Origin of the sequence: Campylobacter concisus, assembly GCF_002913225.1 — a bacterium.
GTDB classification, from domain to species: domain Bacteria; phylum Campylobacterota; class Campylobacteria; order Campylobacterales; family Campylobacteraceae; genus Campylobacter_A; species Campylobacter_A concisus_J.
Map to the genome: position 1 here is coordinate 1 of NZ_PPAW01000050.1, position 23,929 is coordinate 23,929.

The following is a 23,929-nucleotide window of genomic DNA, read 5'->3' on the forward strand; positions in this document are numbered from 1 at the left end:
AGCTATACATTACTCACCCGTGCGCCACTAACTCATAAGAGCAAACTCTTACTCGTCCGTTCGACTTGCATGTATTAGGCACGCCGCCAGCGTTCACTCTGAGCCAGGATCAAACTCTCCATATTAACCTTCTTTAGCGTAAAGCAAAGCTTTACTAAGAAACAACACTAAAGACTAAGATTGCTAATGCAATCTAGTAATAATGTTTTTACTAAAATTGCTTTTAGTATTTATTATGAAGTTTTTAATCAAAAAAAACTTTTAGTTTTTATATTAGTTTGTCTAATCTATTATTTAATCATAATAGACTGGCTCAATCGATCACTTGTTTAGATTTCAAAGATTGACTAATAGTTTAACAATTGTAAGTTAAAAGAACTTTCTGCTCTGCGTTCTGCAAAACAGAAAGTGAAGTATATAGAAGTGATGCTTAAAAGTAGATAAAAATCAGGCTATTTTTTTAAAAGCCCATAAATAAATTTTGAAGTCCAACCTTTTCATTAAAAATAATATCTTTTTTATTTGGATCGTACTTAAATTTACTTACTACTTTTTTGCCATCTTCTTTTAAATATCCAGCAGATATAAGTGTTGGCTCAATAAGAGTCATCTCAGGGAAGAGTGTATCAAAAAATTTAGCTAAAGTCTCATCTACACTTAGCTCACCATTAAGTGATAGCTTATCAAAGATCGCAAGCTGACTTTCTCCGCTTTTAAAGCCATTAATAGCAGCGTCTAATTTCAAATTTATCGCATTATCGCCATTTTTAAAGCTTAATTTATCCACTTTCACACTCGGATTTTTCTCTAAAATTTGACCCATGACTTCGTCTAAATTTAGCCCAGCAAAGACACTTTCATTTAAATCAACATTTACATTGCTTAGTCTATCAAGTATATTGTTTATAGTTGGCACGTTGATATTTGCTATCTTACTATCTAAGATAAAATCTGTAAATTTAACTTTATTAACAGCAACTGCACCTATTTTCACCACATCTTTTGAGCTACCAAGATCATTTGAGACTTCAAATTTCGAGTTATACTCAAGATCGTCTAAAGCAACATTGCCATCTTTTTCATCTAATAAAGCTAGTTTTTTGATCTTAGCCTTTGCTATGTAAGGAGCCAGCTTGCTCTCAAATATCTTTGAAATTTCAACTGGCACAGTGTAGCTTGTATCTATATCGACGCCTTCAAGATTAACTTCTGCTTTATTTTCTTCATTGAGATCTTTTAAGGCAACTTTCTCAAGACCAAAGTTTGCGCTATTTACATTATCTTTTGCGTCTAGTTTCAAGCCAAATTTCACATCCTTTGTATGAACATTCATAGTTTGCTTGTCGCTAAAGTCGATATCGCTAAATTTAACTTTTACATCTTTATCGCCACTCACGCTAGCCTTTGTTTTAGCCATTGCGACGACATTTGATCCAAGAAATGAAGCTACGATATTTTTTATCGCTTCATTTTGTATAGAAATTTTTGAATCAATATCAAAGCCATTTACAAATGCAAGCACTGAGTGAGAAATTTCATTTTCTACCTTAAAATTTAGATCCTCATCTACATCTTTGCCAGCTAAATTTTTCAAAAGATCTTTTGAAACTACAAGATCAAATGATCCTTTTGAACCAAAAAGGCCTTTTTGATAGCTATTTTCTGAAACTTTAAAGCCATTTACATCATTTAGTCTATCAACTATCCTTTGATAGTTCTCCTCAACCTTGTTTGAGGCAAAATAAACAGCGCCTGCGACGATCACGATAACTACGATTAGAGCAGATATCACCTTTTTCATACTTTTCTCCTTTTTGTAATGTGTTGTAAAAACAACCAGATGCCTAATAACAAGCCAACCATAGCAAGTGGCATGATATATCCATGCGCGCCAAGATAGTCACTCAAACTCACGAAATAATCCCCTGCTTTATAGCTAGCAAGACCAACGATCACCGCCCAAAGCACTGAAGAGATCAAATTTATAACGCTAAATTTATAAAAAGAGTATTTTGTAAGTCCAAGTGCGATAGGCACCAAAGTTTTGACGCCGTAGATAAATTTTTTGATAAATATTATCTTATCGCCGTGCTTTTTTGCCAAAATTCCAGCGTAAGCAAGCTTTCTTTTGTGATTTTTTACATAAGGCATAAGTGAGCTTTTATTAAACCTTGCTACGTAAAAGATCAAAGTATCGCCGATCGTGTTTGCCACGGCAGCGACGATTATGCTAAGAGTGATGTCCATCTTACCAGCAAAGCTTAATATCCCAGCGGCGATAAGCGCGACCATGCCACCACCAAGGCTGTAAAAAAATAGCACGATGTAGCCGTAAGTCGAAATTGAGTTTATAATATCTTGCATCATTGCCCTAAAAGTTTAGAAGCTGAAGATATTAGCTGCTCGTATGCGTAGCCACTTTGTTTTAAAATTTCATCCTTTGCGCTAATCACTGCTCCGCCAAAGCTAGCTCCAGCGAAAAATCCATCATTTGCGGCGTAAGCGTAGATGTCGCTTGAAAATTTAAAATCGCTTACTTTATTATAATTGCGTCCAATATCGCCAAATGCCACTGAAAGCTTCGTATCAAGCGTGATCTTAGCGTCTTTTATGTCGTAGATAATGCTATCTTTAAATATAAATAGCACAAGTGAGCTATCTTCGTAGCCAAGCTGTATGCCGATACTGCCGCCACTTATACTAACTGGTAAAATTTCACTTGGCGAGTTGATGTTGCCAACGATCATGATGCCATCTCCGCCCATGCCGCCGACAACAAAACCGACTTTTTTTACACTTGGAAAGATGATCGTCGCTTTTGACTGCTCGATGAGCTCTTTTATAGGAGCGTTTCTAGCGCCTCTCATCGTAGTTATAAACGAATTTGCCGAGTCTAGCACGAGCTCCTCGCTGGCAAAGCCAAGCGAGAAAAACATTATTAATGATAAAAGAAATTTCATATCTTGCCGTTATTTCGCAAAATCAACAGCGCGAGTCTCTCTGATGACGCTTACTTTTATCTCACCAGGATACTGCACCTTACTCTCGATCTCTTGAGCGATCTCTTTTGCCACAAGCACTGCCTCATCGTCGTTTATGAGCTTAGCGTTTGCGATGACGCGGATCTCACGGCCAGCGTTGATCGCATAAGCTTGTTTGATGCCCTCTTTGCTTTTTGCGATGTTTTCGATCTCTTCAACACGTTTTAAGAAGCTCTCAAGCACCTCACGTCTTGCTCCTGGACGAGCTGCACTTAGTGCATCAGCCGCGCAAACAGCAGCACTTTCTATACTTGTCGCCTCTTCGTGACCATGGTGAGCATAGATCGCATTGATGACAACTGGATGTTCCTTGTAACGTTTGCAAATTTCAGCTCCAAGATCAACGTGGCTGCCCTCGTACTCGTGAGTTAGCGCCTTGCCGATGTCGTGAAGTATGCCAGCTCTTTTTGCTAGCTTCTCATCTCCGCCACACTCAGCCGCGATGATGCCAGCAAGGTGAGCTACTTCAAGGCTGTGAGCAAGGGCGTTTTGACCGTAGCTTGCTCTAAATTTAAGCTTGCCTATTAGTTTTACTATCTCTGGATGAATTTTATTTAGACCAAGGTCCATGACGATGTTCTCGCCCTCTTCTTGTATGCTTTGCTCAAATTCTTCAGTTACTTTTTTGTGCAGATCTTCTATCCTCGCAGGCTGAATTCTGCCATCCTCCACCAAAAGCTCGATCACTCTTGTTGCGATCGCACGTCTGTAAAGGTTAAAGCTGCTTAAGATGATCGCATGTGGTGTATCATCGATGATGATATCAACGCCAAGCACCATTTCAAGGGTTTTGATGTTACGCCCCTCTTTGCCGATGATCCTGCCTTTTAGCTCATCGTTTTTGATATTTACGACATTTATTAGACGCTCTGCTGCAAATTCTCCAGCAAATCTTGACGTAGCCTGCGCCAAGATATAATTAACCCTCTTTTTAGCCTCTCTTTTTGCCTCTTCTTCGTACTTTCTAACGATGTGAGCGATATCGGCGCGTGACTTCTCCTCGACCTTTTTAAGCACAACCTCTTTTGCTTCTTCCTCTGTTAAGCCAGCAGCGTGCTCAAGCACCCTTATCGCCTCTTCTACTTTGTTTTGATAAGTCGCTTTTAAATTTAAGCCCTCTTCGTAAGTAACCTTCGCATCTTGCTTGTCTTTTTCAAAAAGCTCTTTGCTCTCATTTAAAAGTTCTTGCTCATTTAGCAAAATTTTCTCTTTTTTGGTTAGCTCATCAAATTTACTTGCATACTCTTTTTGAAGCTTTGTCGTCTTGTCATCGTATCTTTTTTTAGCCTCAAATTCAGCCTCTTGCACTGAAATTTTAGAGTTTTTAAGCGTTAGCTCAGCTTCATACTCGATGGCTTTTGCCTTTGCTTTTGCCTGCTCTAAAAATATGTTGTAGTTTGCATCATTTATCTTTTTGGCGTAGAGATACCCTGCTCCAACGCCCACCACACCGGCTCCTAAGCCTATTAAAACCTCTATCATTTATTCCTCTTTTTATATAATTTTTACTTGGGGTTATATAAAAGTCCCCTACCGCATCGTGCGCCTGCGAGAGCACATCTTTGGTGTAGAAGTCTTTTACCTCTAAGAAAACTATCAGTTTTGGCCTAACGGGCAAAGTGTCAAAAAATCTATCGTAAAATCCTTTTCCGTGCCCTATCCTTGCCATAGCTCCATCAACCCCAATCGCTGGAACTACCGCCATATCGAGTTTAACATTATTCATTTTTTTGCCAGATGGCTGTCTGACATTAAATTTATAAGTTATAAATGGCAGTCGCAATCTTACCATCTCTAAGCTAAGACCTACCATAAAAGGGGCAAAAATTTCACATTTTTGTGATAAATTTCGTCTTATTTTAAGCACATCGACTTCGTAGTTAAGCGGCAAGTAAAAGAGCACCTTTTTAGAATTTGTGTAATTTATCAAATTTAAAAGCATTTTTGCTACCTTATGATGTGTGCATTTTGCTCTAAATTTAGTAAGCTTTATCAAATTTGCTCTTGCATTTTTTCTAAATTCATTTTTTTCTAAATTAACGCTCATTTTATGCTCTTTCTTGTATAATCCTGAAACATTTTTTAAAAGGAAATTTATGACACTAAAACGCGTAATTATAACATCACTTTGTCTTTTTGCATTTTTCGGATGCAGCGACGACAAAAGCCAAAAGAGCGAGCAAAACAGTAGCGAGCCAGCTGTGCAAAGTAAAAATTTAGAAGAAAATGCCAGCAAAGATGAAAATTTAAGCAAAGATACGCTCACACCAAAGATAAGCGAGAGCGTACAAAGTGACGAAGTAAAAGATATAAGCCTAAAACTGCTTAACGGCACAACTATGCAGATCACAAAAAGAAGCAATGGCTTTGACGTAAAAGACGGCAAAAAAGCGACACTTTACGTATTTTTCGCCACTTGGTGCCCACCTTGCAAGGCTGAGATCCCATCTTTAAACAACCTAAGTGAGAAATTTAAAAATGAGCTAAACATCGTTGCTGTCTTGCTTGAAGACAAGAGTGAGGACGAAGTCAAAGAATTTGCTCAAAAGTATAAGATCAAATACGACATCGCAGTTGGCGAGGGAAATTTCTTATTTGAAAAGGCGATGGGCGGCATCAAAGGACTCCCTGCATCTGCGCTCTTTAAAGCAAACGGCGACTATGCTCAAGGCTACATCGGTCTTGTGCCTGAAGAGATGCTCGAAACTGACATAAATAGGGCCATAAAATAATGCTTGAGTTTTTAAAAAGAGGCTTTGAAAAGACATTTGGAGCTATAAGCTCGGCTAAAAAGTCAAAAAAGATCGACAAAGAGAGCTTGGAAGAAATTTTACTAGAAGCTGACGTGGCTTACGAGATCGTGGAGGAAATTTTATACTACTTGCCGCCACAAGATGAAGTGAGCAGAGCTGATCTTAGACGTGTTATGAGTAGTTATTTTATCTACGAAAAGGAGCGTGTGATCGAGCCTGATAAGCCATTTGTCGATCTCATCCTTGGTGTAAATGGCGCTGGCAAGACGACAACCATCGCAAAGCTAGCAAATTTATATAAAAATAACGGCAAAAGCGTCATTTTGGGTGCTTGCGATACATTTAGAGCTGGGGCGATCGAGCAGCTACGCCAGTGGTCACTTAGACTAAATGTGCCAATAGTCGCCACCCAGCAGGGGCATGATCCTTCAGCTGTGGCTTACGATACGATCAGCTCAGCCGTTGCAAAAGGTATCGACCGCGTCATCTTAGACACAGCTGGCAGGCTTCAAAACCAGACAAATTTAGCCAACGAGCTTGACAAGATCGTTCGTATCAGCAAAAAGGCCTACGAAAAGGCGCCTCACCGCAAGATACTCATCCTTGATGGCACGCAGGGCAACGCTGGCGTCGCACAGGCAAAGGCTTTTAACGAGATCGTTTCGCTTGATGGCGTCATCATCACAAAGCTTGATGGCACCGCAAAGGGCGGAGCGCTATTTGGCGTGGCAAGAGAGCTTGAGCTACCTATATTTTATATAGGCGTTGGCGAAAGCATGGACGATATCATCAAATTTAACCCAGACGAGTTTTTAGACGAGCTGATGGACGCCATTTTTGAGTAGAGTAAAATTTCTTAGTAAAATTTGCTTTTTCGCTGCACTTTTGGCGATTGATTTTCTTGCTTTTACTCCAAAAAGTCCTGCGATCATCGAAAATTCGTGGGACAAAGCAAACCATTTTTTAGCCTTTTTCGTCCTTTATATCCTGCTCTACCTTGGCTACGAGTTTGTAATTTTAAAAAATTTAGCCCTACTTTTAGCCTTTGGCGTGCAAATAGAGCTCGTTCAGGCTTTTTTACCAAATAGGAGCTTTAGCCTGCTTGACATCGTGGCTGACATGATCGGAGCAGCCTTTGGAGTGATAGTAGTTGAAATTTTAAAAAGGATATATTATGGCAAAAGCAAAGCCAGTTTTTGAGTGTCAAGCCTGCGGCAATCAACAGGCAAAGTGGCTGGGCAAATGCCCACAATGTGGGGCTTGGGATAGCTTTGTCGAGCTTAGCCAACAAGAGATAAAGATAAGCAAAGAGATAGCAAAAAGCAGCGGTAAAGCAAGCAAAGCCATAAGCATAGACGAAGTTGAAATTCAAAATTTCACGAGATTTAGCACCAAAGATAGCGAGCTAGACCTTGTTCTTGGTGGTGGTGTGGTCGAGGGCTCACTTGTTTTAATAGGTGGCAGCCCAGGCATCGGCAAATCAACCCTGCTTCTAAAAATCGGCTCAAATTTAGCAAAAGACGGCAAAAAAACGCTCTATGTAAGCGGCGAAGAGAGCCAAAGTCAGATAAAAATGAGAGCTGATAGGCTAAATGCGGTGGATAAAAATTTATACCTTCTAACTGAAATTTGCCTAGAAGATATCCTACTAGAAGTGCAAAAAAGCGACTACAAGGTGCTTGTGATAGACTCTATTCAAACGCTTTATAGCCAAAATATAACCTCCGCCCCAGGCTCGATAACGCAGGTTCGCGAGATCACATTTGAGCTGATGAGACTTGCAAAGAGCCAAAATATCTGCGTTTTCATCATCGGTCACATAACCAAAGAGGGCTCGATCGCAGGGCCAAGAGTGCTTGAGCACATGGTCGATGTGGTGCTTTATTTCGAAGGTGATGCGAGCAGGGAGCTAAGAATTTTGCGTGGGTTTAAAAACCGCTTTGGCTCGACGAGCGAGGTTGGTATATTTGAGATGAGCCAGCAAGGACTCGTGAGCGCAAATGAGGTATCGAGTAAATTTTTCACACGTGGCGGAGCGATGAGTGGCAGTGCGATCACCATCATAATGGAGGGTTCAAGGGCGCTTAGCATAGAAATTCAGGCGCTTGTTTGTGAAAGCGCCTATCCAAAACGAAGCTCGACTGGCTTTGAGAGAAACCGCCTAGATATGCTGCTAGCCCTACTTGAGCGAAAGCTTGAAATTCCGCTTGGGCACTACGACGTCTTTATAAATGTTTCAGGTGGCGTTAAGATAAGCGAGACTGCGGCCGATCTAGCCGTCATCGCAGCGATAATCAGTAGCTTCAAAAACCGCCCTATCAGCAAGGACAGCGTCTTCATCGGCGAGCTAAGTCTAAACGGCGAGATAAGAGAAATTTTCAACCTCGATCAGCGACTAAAAGAGGCAAAAATGCAGAAATTTAAAAATGCCATCATCCCAAATAAACCGCTTGACACACAAGGTCTAAAGTGCTTTTACGCCAAAGATATCACACAAGTGCTTGAGTGGATGTAGAGAATTAAAGATGATTTTTACGCAAAATGGCAATGATCTACAAAACCACAAAGAGATTATTTATGCTTTTGTGTCAAAAGATAAAAGATTTTTTAGTGAATATCAAAAAGAGCTCACGCGAAATTTACCACTTTATCCTAGCTTAGAGCTATTGCTTGTCGATTTTGCGGTTATTTTGGTGGAAAATTTTGATCAACTAAGCGAGCAAGATAAGCTAGAAATTTTTAACTTAGTTGAAAAAAATATTAAGAACGATAATTATGTTTGCACGGCACTTTTGACTGGCTTTATTGAGACGATACAAAATCTTTCAAGCAAAGAACAATATAAGAAAATTGAGAAGTATTTTGGTGAAAATACAAAAAATAAGGCAAAGCCATGCTAGCTCAAAAAGACATTTTTGTATATGAAGATTTTTTATATATTTTTATATCAAAAGACATTAGATATTTTGCAATTTATCAATCCGAACTTTTAAATTTTATTCCAGATGCCCCAGGGTTACTTACTTTATTGGAAAATTTTGCAAATGTTACAGTTCATATTTTTGATGAATTATGCGAGCAAGATAAGCTAGAAATTTTTGACTTAGTTGAAAAAAATATTAAGAACGATAACTACGTTAGCACTGCATTTTTGACTGGCTTTATTGAGACGATACAAAATCTTTCAAGCAAAGAACAATATAAGAAAATTGAGAAGTATTTTGGCAAAGAAACTTTATCGATTGCAAATGAGCTAATAGAATTTTTGGGCATATAAGCTTTTATAAAAACATTTAATTTTAATCATCAAGCACAGATATCCCACTTGGGCAAATTTTTGCAAGTGGGTTGTTATACTCTTGGTGGCATTTTTCGCACTTTATGACGCCTAGTTCTGCGCTTGCTTGCTCAGCATTATAGCAATGCGGACAAACTATGTAGCCATCTGCTTGTGTATCTACTCCGATAGCTTTGATACTTGAGTCTTGATAGTCGTTAAAGATTTTTCTAAACCACTTTTTTGAAAATTGATTTTGCACAATGTGACCAAAACGCTCGCAGTATATTTTCTCTTCTTTTAAACAACCATCAACATAATTGTTCCAAAAATCCTGATAGTTTATAACACTCGGTGCCATGATTATTTCATTATTGTTGTGTCTTATAGTCCAGTCGTTATCTATTTTATCATCCACTATATCAAACAAATCAGCACTAAAATATGCTCCGTATTTATTATCATTACTTATGATCATATATGTGCAACTACACTTATTTTGCATATCTTTTATATTTATCTGAACTATCTCATATAAAACATTTGGTCTCAAATATTTATTAAATTTTTCGTCCAAACATTCTACAATGGGACACAGCCTATTATCAACACCTGCTTTTAGTTTTACTTTCAAATTTATCCTTTTTAGGATCTAGTAATTTTATTACAAACAGCTACTACAATTTTAGACCAAACGTAAAAAATCATATACATCTTTATTTATACCAATAATCTTTGCTGCTTCTTTTATCATTTCAAAATCCTCAACAGACACCTTTATGTCATATTCATATAATTGAACGCATAAATCTTCCAATACAACTCCATACTCACCGTGATCCATATTGATCATCTCATTTTTAATAAAATCTGATATTTTCAAATTTATAAATTTTTCTTCATAGTTATTTAACAATTTAGACAAAATACTATGTATAAATTCTAAATTGTTATCTTTTTTTATCATTATTGTATCTTCCTATTTAATCAAATTAGCACAATTATTTATGTAAAAGCTACATCAACTTGTTTTTCCACTTTGTAAATCCACAAAATATTCCAAGCCATCCATACATTTTATAAACAGCTGTTTTCCTATTATTTTATAATCACATATAATATCTTTAAAATATGTCTCCCATATTTGTGTAGAGCCGATGTAACATATCACACCGCATTCACATATAACAAATACATATTCACCTTCATTTTCAGTAAGAATTTCATAAAACAAAAAAGATAATTTGCTATTAAAAACTATACTTTCCTTTTCTATATTGAAACAAATAAAATTTTGACTAGCACCTATGTAAAGTAAATTTTGTTTTGAGTTAAAACTTATTTGTGGCTTAATCCCATAATCACAACAAGCTATGCCATAAGCTTTATATGTAAATTTAATATATAAAAAGTTATTGTATGTATCATCGCCACAATATATAATATTGCCACCGACATTCTCTTTTAAACTCTCTAATGTTTCTAAAAAGCGAGTTGTAACAAACATAGTATTATTTACCTCTTTTTATAATTACAGTAATTAGTCTATTTTCATCCTAAGCAAATTCTAGTTTTACATCAGTCAACATATTAAAACTTCTTTTTTCTAATATATTTATAAGTCTTTGTATTTTATAAATAAATTTTACCTTGTCTTCATACATCTCCATCGACAAGATATCGTAAATAGTATCTTTTTCTAGTCTATCAAATGCACTTAGCTCGCGAAGCTCAAGCGATGAAATATCAACGGTTGATTTTAGTTTTACTTTCAATTTTATCCCTTAGATTATGTCGTCTCTATAAATTTAATAGCTCTTTTAAGAACAAAATTTAGCCTATCAGCACTTGTCATCGCTTCAAATTTGCCGTCATCTAGCTTCATATAACACCAGCTTTGATCGCTATTTTTTAGATACTCATATCTTGTTTTATTTTCAATATTTATGTTTATTTTAACTAGTTCATTTTCAAAATTTAGCTTAAAATTAGATACTTTGCCTAGTGCTTGAAGGTCGTTTATAGCCTTTAGTCTTAGTTCTATGCCATTTTTAAGTCTGTTTTGCACAACTTCTTTATCAATCTCTATTTTTCTTTGCATAAAATTTTCCAAATACCATGGATCTTTATCTGATAATAAATAATAATATTTACCAAAATCGGACGCTATCTCATTGTATGAATAAATAATAACAAGCTCTCTTTTTGATAGCACCCAAAAAGTCGGCATAAAGTTATCTAAAATTTCAAAATATTTAGAGTCGTAAAAGAAAGGATAACCGTCATCGAGAGGATCAAGAAGATAACTAACATCCATATCCTCAAAATGCAAACCATATACTATATATTTTTTATATAGTTTCAGCTCCTCTCGCTTCTCGTTTATTTTTACGCATCTAACTATCACTTAAGCTCCTCCATTAACTTTCAAATTTGTATCTAGTAGCTCAAGCATACGAAATTTAAATCATTTTTTATCTATATTATGCTTTAAAATTTTAAAACAGACAAATTTCACACTATCATCACTGCAGCTACGGCAAATCCGCCGTCGTGAGTTATACTAAGGCTTCCTTCTTTGATATTAAAATTTGTATAAATTCTTGGGCTAAATTTTATCTTTGGTGCGTTTCTTGCGTCTTTGCTGAGCATAATGTCTAAAAAGCCACACTCTTTGCTGATGCCCACGCCAAGGGCCTTACTAGCTGCTTCTTTGGCCGCCCAAAATCCAGCCAAAGTCGCATCATTTTTTGCTAGCGCGATCTCATCATCACTTAAAAATTTCTTTAAAAAAAGCTCGCCGTGACGAGCCTTAAGTCTTGAAATTCTATCTATCTTAACAATATCGATGCCTATCATTGCACCACAAAATCAGTAAAAAATATGTTTTTGATGTAGCCATCATTTAGCACTTCATTTAGCTTGCCGACGATCTCGTCTTTTAGCCTATCCTTGCCCTTTGCAGTGCTTACTTCTTCGTAAGTTTTAGAAGAGAGCGTTCTTATGATGATATCTCTTAAAAGCGCCTTTTTCTTATCAAGCTCGGCAGTTAGTAGCTCGTCGCTTTGCTCCAAATCGATCTTAGTCTTAAGAAATCTTGATCCATTTTCACTAAGTAAATTTACGACAAACTGATCAAGCGGATATATCGGTCCCATGTTCGAATAGTCGTTGCCACCGCGTTTTGCTTTGTTTTGAGCGGGTGCTGGTTGAGTTTGAGTCTGAGCTGGTGTTTGCGCCATATTTGCCTCTTTTGGCTCGTCTGAACTAAGCATCAAAAACGCCACTAGCCCTCCGATAACTAGTAATAAAACAAATATCGCGATGATGATTATCATCAAAGCGCCATTGCCACCTTTTTTTGCTTTTTTCTCTTCAACTTCTTCAGCCATCTTTCCTCCTTTAAGTTTTGGCTATAATTATACAAGAAATTCGCAAAAATGAGAAAAGATGATACATAAAACCAACGCCGCTAGGCTTTTAGACAAGCTAAAAATAGAGTATGAGATACTTGAATACGAAGTCGATCTAAACGATCTTTCAGCTATTCACGTAGCAGCTAGCACCAAGCAAGATATAAAGCAAATTTACAAAACGATCGTCTGCCAGTGCGAGCCTAAAAATTTTGTCGTTGCCTGCTTGCAAGGCGATCTGGAGCTTGATCTAAAAGCACTTGCTCATGCATGCGGAGCCAAGCGCTGCGAGCTTATAAATTTAAAAGATCTAGAAAAGATCACCGGCTACATCAGGGGCGGCTGCTCGCCACTTGCTATGAAAAAGCACTTTGCCACATTCATCGATGAGCGAGCAAAAGAGCAAGAATACGTGCTAGTAAGCGCTGGAGTAAGAGGCAAGCAGATAAAGATAGCTCCAAACGACCTTTTAAAGGCTTGTGAGGCGAGTTACGCTGATATCGCCAGGCTAGCTCTTTAAAAACTCTATAAATTTAAACTTCTCACCTAAAAACTCAGGCGAGAGTAGAAATTTTGCCTGTTTGGTGACATTTTCATAGGCTTGCTTGCTCCCTTTTTCAAGCACCAAAGATAAAATTTCATCCACGCCAAGATCATTAACCAAAGCATCATTTTGTTTTTTAAATTTAAGCATCAAAAAGCCAGCCAGAGAGAAAGCCTCTTTTACCTGCTTAAAACAAAGACTATAAGTTAGATCAGAGCTTTTAAAAAACGGTGCAAGATCAGAAATTTCAAACAAAGAAAAAACTTGATGATCTTTAAAAACTCTTAGGCTAAACTCATTTTTTGGCTCAAATTCGCCGTAGTCAAAGCTTAAAAATCTCACCTTTTTAGCCGCATTTGCAAGCTGGAGCGCAAATTTAGCGTAGCTAGTTGATATCTCGCCCCTTTTTATGCCAAATTTCTTTGCAAGGGCTAGCAAATTTTGATCTGCCTTTTGCCAGTGAAATTTTAAGTCACTATCCACAAAAAGCATATTTTCTCCCTCTACCACCTCGCAGCCAAATGCGTCAAGCAGCTCATTTGAGATGACAAAAATTTCATCAAATTTACACTCATCTAAATTTTCATAGTGTTTTATTTTTATCTCATTACCAAAGCGGTTTTTAAATGTTTCAAGCTGTTTTTTGCGTAAAATTTCATGAGGTTCTATGATGATAAACTCTAAATTTGACAAAATTTCTGGCTCAAGTGTAAAGACACCTTGCACGAAATCAGCCAGCATATCGCCTGAGTTTGCACCGATCTCCACGACCTTGCATGAGCTAGAAATTTCGCCATTTTTAAGTAGCTTTATAAAATGGTTTGCAAGGCAGGCGCCAAAGAGGTAGCCAACGCTTACATTTGTGTAAAAGTCGCCCTTTTTGCCGATATCCACGCCAAATTTATAGTAGTTTTCATTGACCCAGATATCAAAAAACTCGCTAAATTTCATAGATCAGGCAGCTTCCAGCCTCTATAAAATGCAAACATCCTGACCGTTATACCAGCAGCAAGCAAAAGCATGGTAAAAAATATGTTGGTAAGGCCCAGATGATAGAGGATAAAGTAGGCAAGCCCCACGCCAAGACTTATCGTGCCGTAAAGTCCGGTGCGCAAAAACCATGGGACTTCATTTAGCAAGATATCTCTTAAGATACCGCCGCCAACGCCGTTAAAAAAGGCGATCATCATGACGCCAAAGATGTTGTAGCCGTACTCGATCGCCACCATCGCACCGACGATAGAGAAGCAGATAACGTCAATCGCATCGGCAAAGATAAAGACAAATTTCTTCTCCAAACCCTCTCTTTTTGTGTGTAAATTTGTGATCCTAGATACGACAAGCATAAAGATGACGACGCCTACTGGCATGTAGTGAGTAAATGAATAAACCGCCCTGCCAACGAGCATATCACGCACGATACCGCCTCCAAGTGCGGTCAAAAATGCAGACAAAAAGACGCCAAGCCAGTCGCACTCCCTTTTAACAGCAAACAAAAAGCCACTAAGCGCAGCTGATGCGATACCAACGTACTCCACAAAAAGTATTAAGCTCATATTTTTTCCTTAAAAATGGGCATTTTATAATGAAATCTCATAAAATTTCATTAATAAATTTTTAAATAATAGTTTATTTTAGGCTATAATAACAAAAATTTTAAATAAGGAAATTTGATGAAAAAAATTCTAACTTTGCTCTTTTTGATCGGCTCATTTTTTGCGTTAAATTTAAACGCTGATGTGATTCAAAATCAAAAATTAAAAAATGCGATAAACATTTTAAACGCTTTTGGCACTAGAAATTTAAAACCAAATACTAAATTTATAGGCATCAAAGCCATCGCTATCATCCCAGATGTGACAAAAGCAGGTGCTATCATCACTGGCTCAAAAGGCAGAGGCGTATTTATCGCTAAAAACGACAATGGCGAGTGGTCAAGCCCATTTTTTGTAAATTACACATCTGGCAGCATCGGCCTTCAGCTAGGATATAGCTCGGCTGATATGATCATTTTGTTTAAAAACTCAGAAGCCTATGCAAGCTTATTTAACGCAAAAGATACGATCAGCCTAAAAGCAGAGGCAACTGGCGGCGTTGGCAACGAAGTGGCGATAGCTAGTGATTTGCCTGAAATTTCAGCATTTGTCGAGGAGCGTGGCAAGACTAGCGGAGCTTTTGTTGGCGTTAGCTTAGACGTGGCAAGACTTAAGATAAACGCACAAGATACAAACGACTACTACGATAGAATGTATGAATTTGAAGATATCTACAACAACAGCCCAAAAGCTAGCAAATACACAATCAAATTTAAAGAGATAATCTCAAAATACTTCTTATAATAACCTCATATCTTGGCTCTTTTAGAAGAGTCAAGCTCTTTTTTACATTTTAAAGATTTTTGAAATTTAGTTTATAAATTTAGCAAGATTATGGCTTAGCCTTTTGCTAAACCATAAATAGTGATACAAAGCGTTTTTTAGGGATTGGAGAAAATTGAGTCATATATTCAAACGCCTCTTCGTAGTCGCCGTCTGTATATTGCGCGACTTGCTCGATAAGCTCATAAAGCTCTTCGTCATCCATCGAGTCAAAGCTGCCTCTATTTTCCAAAACCTCTAACAAAACGGCGTCTAATTCTAGCTCGTCGTAAGTCATTTCGTTCCTTAATTCTGATTTAAAAAATGCGAAACTATACCAAAAGAAGCTTATAAAATACTTTACTTAGAATTTGTAATAAATTTTATGCATTTTTTAGTAGAAAAGTTGTAAAATCTTTACATTCATTATCAATTTTATAGGGATTTTGTGGAAGACTTTGAACTATTTTACAAGCATTTTAACGAGTTTTTAAAAGCTTTTGGTCAAAAAGGCTCTGAGATAAAAGAGCAAATTTTGCGTGTGCTTTTTGCAAGCAAGTCACATCTAAATGCTCAAGAAATTTGTCAAAAAATTTATGAAACTTACAAAAATGAAATTTCAATGACTTCGATATATACATTTTTAAATTTTCTTGAAGAGCACCATCTGGCAAATAGTTTTGAGCAAAATGGTGTTAAAAACTATGAGCTAAATTTAAAATCCTCTCACGATCACTTGATATGTGAAATTTGTGGTAAAGTGGTTGATTTTGAAGATGATATGATAGAGCAAAGACAAGATCAAATTTGTAGCCAAAGATCATTTAGTGCAGAGTCTCATAAGATGATACTTTATGGAATTTGCGGCGATTGTCAAGCTAAAAAATGAGATTTGGTTTTATCATTTCATTTTACTTTTTGATAATGAAAGACAAAAAAATTTCAGATTTGTTTAAGCTACATAATAGATAATACGCCATCAATATAAAAGGAAAATAAAAGGAAACAAATGGATATAAAAACACAAACTTTAGCACAAGTTGCAAGCTATTTTTCGATGATAGCTCACACAAATGGCAGACTAAGAGTAAGAGTTAGCCCAAAGATCAAAGAGCTAAGTAGTAGCGTAAATTTAGCTAGTTTAGATGACATGATAGCTCAGATAAATGGCATAAAAAATGTTAAATTTAACAAGATAATCGGCTCTGTAACGATCGAATACGACCATGAAATTTTCCCTAAAAATCTCTGGGAGGATCTCTTAAAAGGGCAAAATTTAGAAGAAATTTCAGCTAAAGTAAATGAAGTAGCAAGAGAAGTAAAATATGCTTAATGAGCTTTTAAACGCCTCTTATACGAGCGAGAAAAACGCACTTAGGCTATATGAAAGTTTAAATTCATTTGGTGAAGTATTTGATCAAATCGCAAGTGTGAGAAAAAATGCTATCATCTTGATAGAGAAATTTGCAAGTGCGCATGAGCATGAGATTGTTTGCGAAAATGAAGCTATCTTTTTGCCAGCAAAAAATAGAGAAGATGCACTGATAGAGGCACTAAACTATGAAAATGAGCTAAACAAAATGTATGAGAAATTTTGTGAAAGCTTAGACGATGAGGAGCTAAAAGATCTATTTTTTAGACTTTGGGCTACTTCAAATAATGAATATATCGCCTCTTTAAAGCACTGCTTAAAAGAAATTTATAGCGGAGCTAAGGCAAAAAATGAGCTAAATTTAAATGAAATTTCACAAAATTTTGAGCAAAATGGCATAACAAACATTTTGCAAAGCTATCAAAATGACTTTAATGAGATAACTAAAAGCTTGCAAAATATCGCAAGTGGTAAGGCTGATAAAAGCGAGTTGGCAAAGATCACAAACAACCCAAATTTCTCGTTTTTTAGCGGGCTTGCACTTGGGGCATTAGGCATTTCAGTAGTTAGCAAAAATTTAAATAAGGACGAAGAAGATGAATAATTTACAAAATCAAACAAAGAAAGGATTTAAAATGGCATTACCATTTTTAGCAGGTTTAGCAGTAGGCGGTTTAGCAGTAGTTGCTTGGAGTAAAAGAGATAAGATCAAAGAGTGTGCAAAAGACGGCTTAGACAAAGGCAAAGAGGCTGCAAAAGATCTTTACAAAAAAGGCAAAAATGTCGCAAAAGATGCAAAAGACTTCATGGTTAAAGAAGAGAAAAAAGCAAAACGCGGCGCTAAAAAAGTAGAAAAAGAGGTTGAAAAAGTGGTTAAAAAAGCAAGAAAACCACGCGCCAAAAAGCCAGCAGCTCCAAAAACTATCACACCAAACGATATAGCTTAAGGATAGAGAATGCAAGAAAATAATCTTTTTACGCTTTCAAATACAAGGCTTCCGTTTGATCACTTCATCAGCGGAGCCTTAATCGCTGGCATGGGTGCGGCTGCACTTGGCTTTAACGACTATCTAAACAACAGAGCAACTAAAAAAGATGTCGCTAAGAAGATAGTAAAATATGCTGTAACTGGCGGTTTTGTAGGTGCTGTTGGCATTCACGCTTCAAATTTGATAGCGCAAAAAAAATATCTAAACGCAGCAGCTTTCACAGCAGCTGGCATCGGCGGTCTTTTGATAGCTGAAGAACTAATAAAATTGGAGAGTAAATAATGAATAACCCTTATATTAATGAAGAAAACGCAAACGAAGTAGCAGCAAATAACACAGCAGCAACTCAGCCAAGTGCAGTTGATAATGCAATAAACAATGCAGCTCAAAATTTACCATTTGTACCTGAAAATTTTAACGCAGCTGGCTTTGTAAAAGGCCTACTTTTAGGCGGCATAGCAGCTTATGTGCTAACTAATCCAAAAGCACAAGAGTGCGTATTTAAAGCGATCATTAAAGGTGGCGAACTAATAAACGCTGGCATAGAAGAACTAAAAGAGCGTTTTGAAGATGTCAAAGCTGAACTTGACTCACAAAAATAAGGTCACTCTAGCTCACAAGAGCAAAAACAGAGCGAGGTTTATTTGCGAGAGCCTAAACGCTAGAAGCGATGTCAGCGCTATCGAGGCTGCAATCTCAGAGCGAACCGATGCAAAAAGCGTGCGTGTAAATAAATACGCAAAAAGCATCGTCGTCGAGTTTGATAAGAGCTATGAGAAAATTTTAGATTTTATAAAAAGCTATGATTTTCCAACCAAGCCAAAAGATGAGAGCCTGCCTAGCAAAGCAAATATCTACAAAGCTGCTGCTGCACTTGGTGTAACGCCGTTTATGAGTAACAAAACTCTAAAATCAGCCGTAACTCTTTACGCAACAGCTCCAAATTTAATAGAAGGTGCAAAAGAGCTAAGGCACGAGGGCATCACCTCAAAAGTGCTTGAGGCAACAGCTATTGGCACTAGCCTTGCGATGGGCGATCATTTGGCTGCAAATAGCACAAATTTGATGATAAATATCGGCGAATACATGGAAGAAAGTGCTAGCCACAGAAGCGATGATCTCATAAAAGAGCTAGCCAAACCAAACATCGAAGAGGTCTGGGTCGAGCGAAATTTAAACGGTGAAAAGACGCTTGAAAAGGTAAAAACCGAAAATTTAAAAAAAGGTGACATCGTAGTAGTCGGAGCTGGCGAGACGATAGGCGTTGATGGCTACATCGTCGAGGGTAATGCTGATGTCAATCAAGTCTCAATGACTGGAGAGGCAGAGCCCGTGGCAAAAGCTAGAGGCGACCGCGTCATAAGTGGCACTGTTGTCGATGAGGGCAGGATCAAAATTTGGGCTGAAAATGTAGGTAGCGACACCGCAACCGCAAGGATCAAAGAGTACATCCAAACTTCACTTAATGAAAAATCAGCCATCGGCGTAAAAGCTCTAAAACTAGCTGATAAGCTAGTGCCAGTCACACTCTCTCTTGCTGGGCTTTCGTATGTTATAAATAAAAATATGAACAGCGTTGCAAGCGTGCTTCAAGCTGATTACTCTTGCGCGCTTAAGCTTGCTACACCAGTTGCTTTTAAGTCAAGCATCTCAAAAGCCGGCAGAAACGGCATCCTCATAAAAGGTGCAAAGGCGATCGAGGCTCTAAGCTCGGTTGATACATTTGTCTTTGACAAAACCGGCACTCTAACTCATGGACGCCTAAGCGTGGTTGAAATTTACTCTTTTAAAGATGGATTTTCAGAGGCTGATATCTTAAATTTAACAGCAAGTGCCGAGGAGCACTACTTCCACCCAGTGGCTGAAGCGATAGTTGAGGCTGCAAACAAGCGTGGATTTAGCCACATTCACCACGACGAGGTCGAATTTATCGTGGCTCACGGTGTAAAAACAGCGATGCATGGCAAAGAGGTGGTCATCGGCAGTAGGCACTTCTTAGAAGATGATGAGATGATAAGTTTTAAAGCTCACGAAGCGCTTATAAATAAGGCTTTGCAAAGCGGACTAACCTTGCTTTACGTAGGATACGACAAAGAGCTTGTTGGCGTAATAGCCATGAAAGATGATATGAGAGCAAACGCTAAAGATATGGTGGCAAAACTACGAAATCTTGGCGTAAAAGAGATAGTTATGCTAAGTGGCGACATAAAGAGCAAAGCTGAAGAGGTAGCGCGCGAGCTGGGGCTTGATAGGGTCTATGCTGAGTGCTTGCCAACGGACAAAGCAGCGATCATCGAAGAGCTAAAAAATGAAGGCAAAAAGGTCGCCTTTGTCGGAGATGGCATAAATGACGCGCCAAGTCTAACAAAAGCAAATGTTGGCATAAGCATGCACAAAGGTGCAGATATCGCTAAAGCAACGGCTGATATAAGCCTTTTAAAAGATGACATTATGAGCGTGGCGCTTGCAAAAGAGCTCGCAAATAAGACGATGAAGCTAATAAGCTCAAATTTCCGCTCAACCGTTGGCGTAAATACAGCCATACTAAGTGCCGCAACGCTTGGCATGCTAAATCCAATAGCAACTGCTATGCTTCACAATGGCACGACGATCTGGCTTCTGCTCAACTCAATGAAGGGCGTGAAGATCAAGTCAAAATAAATTTGAAAGGATAGATGGTGTTTGAGAATTTCTTAAACTTTTTAAACGGCAAAATGGATGTAGCCAACGACTTTTTATATGGATATTTTTTGGTTATCATCCTTGTAGCTTCAGGAATTTACTTTAGCTATCTTACCCGTTTTGTGCAGTTTAGGATGTTCTTTGAAGCTTGCAGAGTTCTGGTAGAAAAAAAGGACAAGTATAACAAGCACCATCTAACACCATTTCAAGTGCTGATGATCTCGACTGCTTCACGCGTTGGTATCGGCAACATCGCTGGAATTTCAGCTGCCATCGTCGCAGGTGGTCCAGGAGCACTTTTTTGGATGTGTTTGATGGCGTTTTTAGGCTCAGCTTCAGCCTTTATCGAGAGTACTTTGGCTCAAATTTATAAAACAAAAGATGTCTTTGGCTTTAAAGGCGGTCCGGCTTACTACATCAAAAATGGGCTTGGCATAAAGTGGCTTGGCTCTTTGTTTGCTATCATCCTCATCATCACCTATGCATACGGCTTTAACGGGCTTCAAAGCTACACCATGACCTCTGCCTTTGAAATTTACTACGACCAAGCAGGCAGCAACATCACCTTTGCGCAAAGTGGCTTGCCTATTGGCATCGGACTTATCCTTACAGCATTTACGGCTGTGATGTTTTTTAGCAAGAGCCACATCATCGGCAAAGTTAGCTCATATATAGTGCCTTTCATGGCGCTTACTTACATCTTGCTAGCTATCATCGCGATCGTTTTAAATTTCAAAGAAATTCCAGCCGTTATCAAGATGATCATAGAAAGTGCATTTGATTTTAAAGCGATATTTGGCGGTTTTGCTGGAAGCGTGATCGTGATAGGCATAAAAAGAGGCCTTTTCTCAAACGAAGCTGGCATGGGCTCAGCGCCAAATGCAGCGGCTGCGGCGCACACAAGCCACCCAGTCAAACAAGGACTAGTGCAAGCAATGGCGGTCTTTATCGATATGACGATATGCATCGCCTCTGGTATGATCGTGCTTTTTTCTCAAGCATATCTTACAAAACAAACTGGCGTAAGTGGCGAAGTGCTAACCGCCCTACCTCTCGTTCAAGCAGCGATGAAAGAGTATTTTGGCGACTTTGGGCTACACTTTACGACCCTTGCAGTAGTGCTATTTGCCATCACATCGCTCATTGGCAACTACTACTACGCCCAGGCAAATATGAAATTTCTAACAAAAAGTAAAAATTTAACGCTAGCATTTAAGATCACAGCAGTGATTATGATATTTATAGGCGCTCAGATGAACTTAAAACTAGCTTGGAATATCGCTGATATCACGATGGCAGCTATGGCTACGATAAATATCATCGCTATTTTCTTACTATCAAAAGTGGTGATAATAGCAATAAAAGACTACGAAGCTCAAAGAAAAGCTGGTAAAAATCCAGAATTTGACCCAGAGAGTCTAGGCATCAAAAACACAAGCTGCTGGGGCAAAAACTAAAGGAGAAAATTTGGGAAAAGATATAAAGATAAGCGGCAAACTACTAGATCTAAACACTCATAGACAAGTAGCAAAGGTCGGCATGAGCGTCACTTTGGCATCTGTTTGCCTAAGCGCACTTTTTATGAAAAATAGATCTGTTAAAAAATTCCACGTAGCTTCTGGCATCGCATTTACATGCTTTGCGCTTTACCACGCTGGACTTTACGATAACGGCATCTTCAAAAAGATGATCGTAAAAGCAAAAACCGCTTCAAAAAAGGTATAAAATGAGACTAAGCGACGCTGAAATTTTAGACTACATAAACGAGGACCTACCCTACTTTGACCTCACAACGTCGCTTCAAGATATCGATAAAAAAGCCTCGCTTGAAATTTACTCGCGTGATGAAATTTGCGTTAGCTGCGTAGATGTGGCAGCAAGCATAGCAAGGCTACTTGGCTGCGAGAGCGAAATTTTTGTCAAAAACTCTCAAATTTGCAAGGCTAGCGATGTGATCATAAAAATTTATGGTAGCTACAAAGATGTGCATAAGGCTTGGAAACTAGCCCAAGTCGCACTAGAATATGCTAGCGCCATCGCAACCTACACAAATAAAATGTCAAAAGCTGCAAAAAGCATCAATGAAAAATGTGAGGTTTTAGCAACCAGAAAGAGCTTCCCATTTGCAAAGAAATTTTGCGTAAAAGCCGTGCTTGAAGGCGGTGGCGGTATGCACAGACTTGGACTTAGCGACAGTGTTCTTTTCTTTAAAAACCACATAAAAGTCTACGCTAGCTTTGATGAATTTCTATCACATTTGCCAGAATTTAAAGCCAAACTGGTCGAGCGAAAGATCTGCGTCGAGGCTGAAAATTTAGATGAGGCGAGTAAGCTTTTGAAAGCAAAATGCGACGTCGTGCAGTGTGATAAATTTAGCCCAGAGCTTATCAAAAACGTGCTAACCTTAAGAGATGAAATTTCACCAAATACTATGATACTAGCAGCTGGCGGCGTAAATTTGTCAAATGCAAAAGATTATGCAAATGCCGATGCGATAGTCACTTCTGCAATGTACTCAAAAGGCGTTGCCGACATCAGCGCAAGACTTGAAATTTTGTAAAATTTTACAAATAAAAATACATATAATTTTATATATCAAATAATAAATATCTCTAAAATTTTAAAATTTATGAACAAACATACCATATCGCTAAATTTAAACTTACTAGAGTTTTAATTTGCATGCAGTGCAAAGCACTGAGGCATGCCACTTCTAACGTGCGAGTGGATTAGGGGATTTAAAAAGGAGGATAAGGGGACGGCCTCGTAACTCGAGTCCCCTTGTCTCCCCTTTTGAATAAAAAAGAGCTTAAAAATTAAAGTCTATATTTTAAAAGTAGAAATTTATTATTTTGCAAATTTTAAAATCTTACTCACTCGCCTTAGCAACTTACTAAATTTAGGGCTCATAAATATTTGCCACTGATATGCTCGCTCATAAATTTTAAAATATACAAATTCCAACCCAGTCTAAACCAGGTTGGAGTTTATTAAATTCAGTAGTTTGCATTAAACAAATTTGAGTTTGTTTATTAAGAAGTTAAAACCTCTTCTTCCTAACCTCTTCAACTATGGCTTTAGCCATCTCATCTACTTCTGATGTGACTGAGTTTGCTTGGTTGGCTATTACAACATTCTCTTTTGTTAGGTGATCTATTTGAGCAACTGATTGATTTATCATATTGATGCCTTCACTTTGCTCTTTGATTGATTCACTCATCTCATTTATTGATTGAGCTAATACATTTGTATTAGCTTCTATCTCACCAAGTGATTTTTGAGTTCTCTCTGCTAGTTTTCTAACTTCATCAGCAACAACTGCAAATCCTCTGCCGTGTTCTCCTGCACGTGCTGCTTCTATTGCAGCATTAAGAGCTAGAAGGTTTGTTTGATCTGCTATATCTCTAATGATAGTTATGATGTTTTTAATTTCATCACTTTGTCTTATAACATCAGCTGTCTTTTGAGAGATGGCATTCATTGAGCTTGACATTTGCTCAA

The 23,929-nt window shown here is 37.9% G+C and carries 34 protein-coding genes and 1 rRNA gene; 18 read left to right on the forward strand and 17 right to left on the reverse strand.

What is annotated here, in order from left to right; translation table 11 throughout:
- The 6 genes from CYP26_RS08305 to CYP26_RS08330 all read right to left on the reverse strand — a co-directional run.
- Window positions 1-125, reverse strand: a 16S ribosomal RNA gene (locus tag CYP26_RS08305); the annotation flags it as partial.
- A 335-nt stretch (window positions 126-460) separates the two neighbouring features.
- Window positions 461-1,801 (reverse strand): DUF945 family protein, encoded by a 1,341-nt coding sequence (locus tag CYP26_RS08310; RefSeq protein ID WP_103631059.1) that lies wholly within the window; start codon window positions 1,799-1,801, stop codon window positions 461-463.
- Window positions 1,798-2,364: a DedA family protein gene (locus CYP26_RS08315; RefSeq protein ID WP_181000892.1), complete on the reverse strand. Its 567-nt coding sequence runs from the start codon at window positions 2,362-2,364 to the stop codon at window positions 1,798-1,800. The genes CYP26_RS08310 and CYP26_RS08315 overlap by 4 nt, the downstream gene beginning before the upstream one ends.
- The gene (locus CYP26_RS08320; protein WP_103631061.1) at window positions 2,364-2,960 is read right to left on the reverse strand and encodes a lipid-binding SYLF domain-containing protein; all 597 of its coding nucleotides are present in this window, start codon (window positions 2,958-2,960) and stop codon (window positions 2,364-2,366) included. Before CYP26_RS08320 ends, CYP26_RS08315 begins: the two co-directional genes overlap by 1 nt.
- A gap of 9 nt (window positions 2,961-2,969) precedes the next feature.
- A complete protein-coding gene (rny, locus tag CYP26_RS08325) occupies window positions 2,970-4,523 on the reverse strand; it encodes a ribonuclease Y (protein WP_034901872.1) in 1,554 nt (517 codons plus the stop codon).
- Complete coding sequence (locus tag CYP26_RS08330; RefSeq protein ID WP_103631062.1) at window positions 4,444-5,088, reverse strand: 5-formyltetrahydrofolate cyclo-ligase; 645 nt, start codon at window positions 5,086-5,088, stop codon at window positions 4,444-4,446. Before CYP26_RS08330 ends, rny begins: the two co-directional genes overlap by 80 nt.
- 49 nt (window positions 5,089-5,137) lie before the next feature.
- Between CYP26_RS08330 and CYP26_RS08335 the strand changes: the two genes are divergently transcribed.
- The 6 genes from CYP26_RS08335 to CYP26_RS08360 are packed head-to-tail and all read left to right on the forward strand — an operon-like array spanning window position 5,138 to window position 9,071.
- Entirely contained in the window at window positions 5,138-5,773 is a 636-nt protein-coding gene (locus CYP26_RS08335; RefSeq protein ID WP_103631063.1) for a TlpA family protein disulfide reductase, read from the forward strand.
- Window positions 5,773-6,639 (forward strand): signal recognition particle-docking protein FtsY, encoded by an 867-nt coding sequence (gene ftsY, locus CYP26_RS08340; protein WP_103631064.1) that lies wholly within the window; start codon window positions 5,773-5,775, stop codon window positions 6,637-6,639. Before CYP26_RS08335 ends, ftsY begins: the two co-directional genes overlap by 1 nt.
- The gene (locus tag CYP26_RS08345) at window positions 6,632-6,994 is read left to right on the forward strand and encodes a VanZ family protein (RefSeq protein ID WP_103611438.1); all 363 of its coding nucleotides are present in this window, start codon (window positions 6,632-6,634) and stop codon (window positions 6,992-6,994) included. The genes ftsY and CYP26_RS08345 overlap by 8 nt, the downstream gene beginning before the upstream one ends.
- Window positions 6,969-8,309 carry a DNA repair protein RadA gene (radA, locus tag CYP26_RS08350; protein ID WP_103631065.1) on the forward strand — a complete coding sequence of 447 codons (1,341 nt, stop codon included), beginning with the start codon at window positions 6,969-6,971 and terminating at the stop codon, window positions 8,307-8,309. Before CYP26_RS08345 ends, radA begins: the two co-directional genes overlap by 26 nt.
- Before the next feature lie 10 nt (window positions 8,310-8,319).
- Complete coding sequence (locus CYP26_RS08355; protein WP_103631066.1) at window positions 8,320-8,694, forward strand: DUF7674 family protein; 375 nt, start codon at window positions 8,320-8,322, stop codon at window positions 8,692-8,694.
- Window positions 8,688-9,071, forward strand: coding sequence for a DUF7674 family protein (locus CYP26_RS08360; RefSeq protein WP_103631067.1), 384 nt, complete (start codon window positions 8,688-8,690; stop codon window positions 9,069-9,071). The genes CYP26_RS08355 and CYP26_RS08360 overlap by 7 nt, the downstream gene beginning before the upstream one ends.
- Window positions 9,072-9,093: 22 nt before the next feature.
- Here the strand turns inward: CYP26_RS08360 and CYP26_RS08365 are convergent, their stop codons facing one another.
- The 7 genes from CYP26_RS08365 to fliL form a co-directional block, all read right to left on the reverse strand.
- Window positions 9,094-9,705: a 2-hydroxyglutaryl-CoA dehydratase gene (locus CYP26_RS08365; protein WP_103631068.1), complete on the reverse strand. Its 612-nt coding sequence runs from the start codon at window positions 9,703-9,705 to the stop codon at window positions 9,094-9,096.
- A gap of 51 nt (window positions 9,706-9,756) precedes the next feature.
- A complete protein-coding gene (locus CYP26_RS08370) occupies window positions 9,757-10,038 on the reverse strand; it encodes a hypothetical protein (protein ID WP_103631069.1) in 282 nt (93 codons plus the stop codon).
- A gap of 54 nt (window positions 10,039-10,092) precedes the next feature.
- On the reverse strand, window positions 10,093-10,578 hold the full coding sequence (locus tag CYP26_RS08375) for a hypothetical protein (protein ID WP_103631070.1): 486 nt from the start codon (window positions 10,576-10,578) through the stop codon (window positions 10,093-10,095).
- A gap of 49 nt (window positions 10,579-10,627) precedes the next feature.
- Window positions 10,628-10,846: a hypothetical protein gene (locus CYP26_RS08380; protein WP_103631071.1), complete on the reverse strand. Its 219-nt coding sequence runs from the start codon at window positions 10,844-10,846 to the stop codon at window positions 10,628-10,630.
- Between the two features lie 14 nt (window positions 10,847-10,860).
- Entirely contained in the window at window positions 10,861-11,172 is a 312-nt protein-coding gene (locus tag CYP26_RS10185; RefSeq protein ID WP_141090094.1) for a hypothetical protein, read from the reverse strand.
- Window positions 11,173-11,585: 413 nt separating this feature from the next.
- Entirely contained in the window at window positions 11,586-11,930 is a 345-nt protein-coding gene (gene acpS, locus CYP26_RS08390; protein WP_103631073.1) for a holo-ACP synthase, read from the reverse strand.
- Window positions 11,927-12,463: a flagellar basal body-associated protein FliL gene (gene fliL, locus CYP26_RS08395; RefSeq protein WP_002942267.1), complete on the reverse strand. Its 537-nt coding sequence runs from the start codon at window positions 12,461-12,463 to the stop codon at window positions 11,927-11,929. Before fliL ends, acpS begins: the two co-directional genes overlap by 4 nt.
- 58 nt (window positions 12,464-12,521) lie before the next feature.
- On the opposite strand from fliL, the gene ybaK reads away from it, so the two are divergent.
- Window positions 12,522-13,004 (forward strand): Cys-tRNA(Pro) deacylase, encoded by a 483-nt coding sequence (ybaK, locus tag CYP26_RS08400; protein WP_103631074.1) that lies wholly within the window; start codon window positions 12,522-12,524, stop codon window positions 13,002-13,004.
- Here ybaK and CYP26_RS08405 read toward each other — a convergent pair.
- Window positions 12,993-13,979: an SAM-dependent methyltransferase gene (locus CYP26_RS08405; RefSeq protein WP_103631075.1), complete on the reverse strand. Its 987-nt coding sequence runs from the start codon at window positions 13,977-13,979 to the stop codon at window positions 12,993-12,995. The two genes, ybaK and CYP26_RS08405, sit on opposite strands and share 12 nt — an antisense overlap.
- Window positions 13,976-14,584, reverse strand: a complete 609-nt coding sequence (locus CYP26_RS08410; protein ID WP_103631076.1) for a trimeric intracellular cation channel family protein — start codon at window positions 14,582-14,584, stop codon at window positions 13,976-13,978. The genes CYP26_RS08405 and CYP26_RS08410 overlap by 4 nt, the downstream gene beginning before the upstream one ends.
- Before the next feature lie 117 nt (window positions 14,585-14,701).
- Here CYP26_RS08410 and CYP26_RS08415 point away from each other — a divergent pair, with 117 nt between their 5' ends.
- Window positions 14,702-15,367, forward strand: coding sequence for a lipid-binding SYLF domain-containing protein (locus CYP26_RS08415; RefSeq protein ID WP_103631077.1), 666 nt, complete (start codon window positions 14,702-14,704; stop codon window positions 15,365-15,367).
- A gap of 106 nt (window positions 15,368-15,473) precedes the next feature.
- Here the strand turns inward: CYP26_RS08415 and CYP26_RS08420 are convergent, their stop codons facing one another.
- Window positions 15,474-15,683, reverse strand: a complete 210-nt coding sequence (locus tag CYP26_RS08420) for a hypothetical protein (RefSeq protein WP_002942234.1) — start codon at window positions 15,681-15,683, stop codon at window positions 15,474-15,476.
- Between the two features lie 150 nt (window positions 15,684-15,833).
- On the opposite strand from CYP26_RS08420, the gene CYP26_RS08425 reads away from it, so the two are divergent.
- From CYP26_RS08425 to modD, 10 genes are all read left to right on the forward strand, one after another.
- Window positions 15,834-16,274 (forward strand): Fur family transcriptional regulator, encoded by a 441-nt coding sequence (locus tag CYP26_RS08425; RefSeq protein ID WP_103631078.1) that lies wholly within the window; start codon window positions 15,834-15,836, stop codon window positions 16,272-16,274.
- A gap of 120 nt (window positions 16,275-16,394) precedes the next feature.
- Entirely contained in the window at window positions 16,395-16,718 is a 324-nt protein-coding gene (locus tag CYP26_RS08430; protein WP_002942231.1) for an HMA2 domain-containing protein, read from the forward strand.
- Window positions 16,711-17,361: an aminotransferase gene (locus CYP26_RS08435; RefSeq protein ID WP_103631079.1), complete on the forward strand. Its 651-nt coding sequence runs from the start codon at window positions 16,711-16,713 to the stop codon at window positions 17,359-17,361. Before CYP26_RS08430 ends, CYP26_RS08435 begins: the two co-directional genes overlap by 8 nt.
- A gap of 31 nt (window positions 17,362-17,392) precedes the next feature.
- The gene (locus CYP26_RS08440) at window positions 17,393-17,704 is read left to right on the forward strand and encodes a hypothetical protein (RefSeq protein WP_258031464.1); all 312 of its coding nucleotides are present in this window, start codon (window positions 17,393-17,395) and stop codon (window positions 17,702-17,704) included.
- Between the two features lie 9 nt (window positions 17,705-17,713).
- Window positions 17,714-18,028 carry a hypothetical protein gene (locus CYP26_RS08445; protein WP_012001863.1) on the forward strand — a complete coding sequence of 105 codons (315 nt, stop codon included), beginning with the start codon at window positions 17,714-17,716 and terminating at the stop codon, window positions 18,026-18,028.
- On the forward strand, window positions 18,028-18,348 hold the full coding sequence (locus CYP26_RS08450; protein ID WP_180996462.1) for a YtxH domain-containing protein: 321 nt from the start codon (window positions 18,028-18,030) through the stop codon (window positions 18,346-18,348). The genes CYP26_RS08445 and CYP26_RS08450 overlap by 1 nt, the downstream gene beginning before the upstream one ends.
- Window positions 18,317-20,407, forward strand: a complete 2,091-nt coding sequence (locus CYP26_RS08455) for a heavy metal translocating P-type ATPase (RefSeq protein WP_430747078.1) — start codon at window positions 18,317-18,319, stop codon at window positions 20,405-20,407. Before CYP26_RS08450 ends, CYP26_RS08455 begins: the two co-directional genes overlap by 32 nt.
- A gap of 14 nt (window positions 20,408-20,421) precedes the next feature.
- The gene (locus CYP26_RS08460; protein WP_103631081.1) at window positions 20,422-21,885 is read left to right on the forward strand and encodes an alanine/glycine:cation symporter family protein; all 1,464 of its coding nucleotides are present in this window, start codon (window positions 20,422-20,424) and stop codon (window positions 21,883-21,885) included.
- Between the two features lie 10 nt (window positions 21,886-21,895).
- Complete coding sequence (locus tag CYP26_RS08465) at window positions 21,896-22,153, forward strand: helicase (protein ID WP_103631082.1); 258 nt, start codon at window positions 21,896-21,898, stop codon at window positions 22,151-22,153.
- A gap of 1 nt (window position 22,154) precedes the next feature.
- Window positions 22,155-22,988 carry a ModD protein gene (gene modD, locus CYP26_RS08470; RefSeq protein WP_103631083.1) on the forward strand — a complete coding sequence of 278 codons (834 nt, stop codon included), beginning with the start codon at window positions 22,155-22,157 and terminating at the stop codon, window positions 22,986-22,988.
- Between the two features lie 480 nt (window positions 22,989-23,468).
- Here the strand turns inward: modD and CYP26_RS08475 are convergent.
- Window positions 23,469-23,929, reverse strand: a 461-nt coding sequence (locus tag CYP26_RS08475) for a methyl-accepting chemotaxis protein (protein ID WP_258031030.1), incomplete at its 5' end; no start/stop codon positions are given.

What these genes read in the sequence shown, in the direction of transcription:
- fliL (WP_002942267.1), bottom strand. Translation starts at nt 12,463, where the DNA reads ATGGCTGAAGAAGTTGAAGAGAAAAAAGCAAAAAAAGGTGGCAATGGC.
- ybaK (WP_103631074.1), top strand. Translation starts at nt 12,522, where the DNA reads ATGATACATAAAACCAACGCCGCTAGGCTTTTAGACAAGCTAAAAATA.
- CYP26_RS08335 (WP_103631063.1), top strand. Translation starts at nt 5,138, where the DNA reads ATGACACTAAAACGCGTAATTATAACATCACTTTGTCTTTTTGCATTT.
- radA (WP_103631065.1), top strand. Translation starts at nt 6,969, where the DNA reads ATGGCAAAAGCAAAGCCAGTTTTTGAGTGTCAAGCCTGCGGCAATCAA.
- CYP26_RS08410 (WP_103631076.1), bottom strand. Translation starts at nt 14,584, where the DNA reads ATGAGCTTAATACTTTTTGTGGAGTACGTTGGTATCGCATCAGCTGCG.
- CYP26_RS08370 (WP_103631069.1), bottom strand. Translation starts at nt 10,038, where the DNA reads ATGATAAAAAAAGATAACAATTTAGAATTTATACATAGTATTTTGTCT.
- CYP26_RS08355 (WP_103631066.1), top strand. Translation starts at nt 8,320, where the DNA reads ATGATTTTTACGCAAAATGGCAATGATCTACAAAACCACAAAGAGATT.
- CYP26_RS08405 (WP_103631075.1), bottom strand. Translation starts at nt 13,979, where the DNA reads ATGAAATTTAGCGAGTTTTTTGATATCTGGGTCAATGAAAACTACTAT.
- CYP26_RS08450 (WP_180996462.1), top strand. Translation starts at nt 18,028, where the DNA reads ATGAATAACCCTTATATTAATGAAGAAAACGCAAACGAAGTAGCAGCA.
- CYP26_RS08315 (WP_181000892.1), bottom strand. Translation starts at nt 2,364, where the DNA reads ATGCAAGATATTATAAACTCAATTTCGACTTACGGCTACATCGTGCTA.
- CYP26_RS08440 (WP_258031464.1), top strand. Translation starts at nt 17,393, where the DNA reads ATGGCATTACCATTTTTAGCAGGTTTAGCAGTAGGCGGTTTAGCAGTA.
- CYP26_RS08360 (WP_103631067.1), top strand. Translation starts at nt 8,688, where the DNA reads ATGCTAGCTCAAAAAGACATTTTTGTATATGAAGATTTTTTATATATT.
- CYP26_RS08435 (WP_103631079.1), top strand. Translation starts at nt 16,711, where the DNA reads ATGCTTAATGAGCTTTTAAACGCCTCTTATACGAGCGAGAAAAACGCA.
- rny (WP_034901872.1), bottom strand. Translation starts at nt 4,523, where the DNA reads ATGATAGAGGTTTTAATAGGCTTAGGAGCCGGTGTGGTGGGCGTTGGA.
- CYP26_RS08375 (WP_103631070.1), bottom strand. Translation starts at nt 10,578, where the DNA reads ATGTTTGTTACAACTCGCTTTTTAGAAACATTAGAGAGTTTAAAAGAG.
- CYP26_RS08330 (WP_103631062.1), bottom strand. Translation starts at nt 5,088, where the DNA reads ATGAGCGTTAATTTAGAAAAAAATGAATTTAGAAAAAATGCAAGAGCA.
- CYP26_RS08310 (WP_103631059.1), bottom strand. Translation starts at nt 1,801, where the DNA reads ATGAAAAAGGTGATATCTGCTCTAATCGTAGTTATCGTGATCGTCGCA.
- CYP26_RS08445 (WP_012001863.1), top strand. Translation starts at nt 17,714, where the DNA reads ATGCAAGAAAATAATCTTTTTACGCTTTCAAATACAAGGCTTCCGTTT.
- CYP26_RS08430 (WP_002942231.1), top strand. Translation starts at nt 16,395, where the DNA reads ATGGATATAAAAACACAAACTTTAGCACAAGTTGCAAGCTATTTTTCG.
- CYP26_RS10185 (WP_141090094.1), bottom strand. Translation starts at nt 11,172, where the DNA reads ATGCAAAGAAAAATAGAGATTGATAAAGAAGTTGTGCAAAACAGACTT.
- acpS (WP_103631073.1), bottom strand. Translation starts at nt 11,930, where the DNA reads ATGATAGGCATCGATATTGTTAAGATAGATAGAATTTCAAGACTTAAG.
- CYP26_RS08420 (WP_002942234.1), bottom strand. Translation starts at nt 15,683, where the DNA reads ATGACTTACGACGAGCTAGAATTAGACGCCGTTTTGTTAGAGGTTTTG.
- CYP26_RS08455 (WP_430747078.1), top strand. Translation starts at nt 18,317, where the DNA reads ATGTCAAAGCTGAACTTGACTCACAAAAATAAGGTCACTCTAGCTCAC.
- CYP26_RS08320 (WP_103631061.1), bottom strand. Translation starts at nt 2,960, where the DNA reads ATGAAATTTCTTTTATCATTAATAATGTTTTTCTCGCTTGGCTTTGCC.
- CYP26_RS08460 (WP_103631081.1), top strand. Translation starts at nt 20,422, where the DNA reads ATGGTGTTTGAGAATTTCTTAAACTTTTTAAACGGCAAAATGGATGTA.
- ftsY (WP_103631064.1), top strand. Translation starts at nt 5,773, where the DNA reads ATGCTTGAGTTTTTAAAAAGAGGCTTTGAAAAGACATTTGGAGCTATA.
- modD (WP_103631083.1), top strand. Translation starts at nt 22,155, where the DNA reads ATGAGACTAAGCGACGCTGAAATTTTAGACTACATAAACGAGGACCTA.
- CYP26_RS08415 (WP_103631077.1), top strand. Translation starts at nt 14,702, where the DNA reads ATGAAAAAAATTCTAACTTTGCTCTTTTTGATCGGCTCATTTTTTGCG.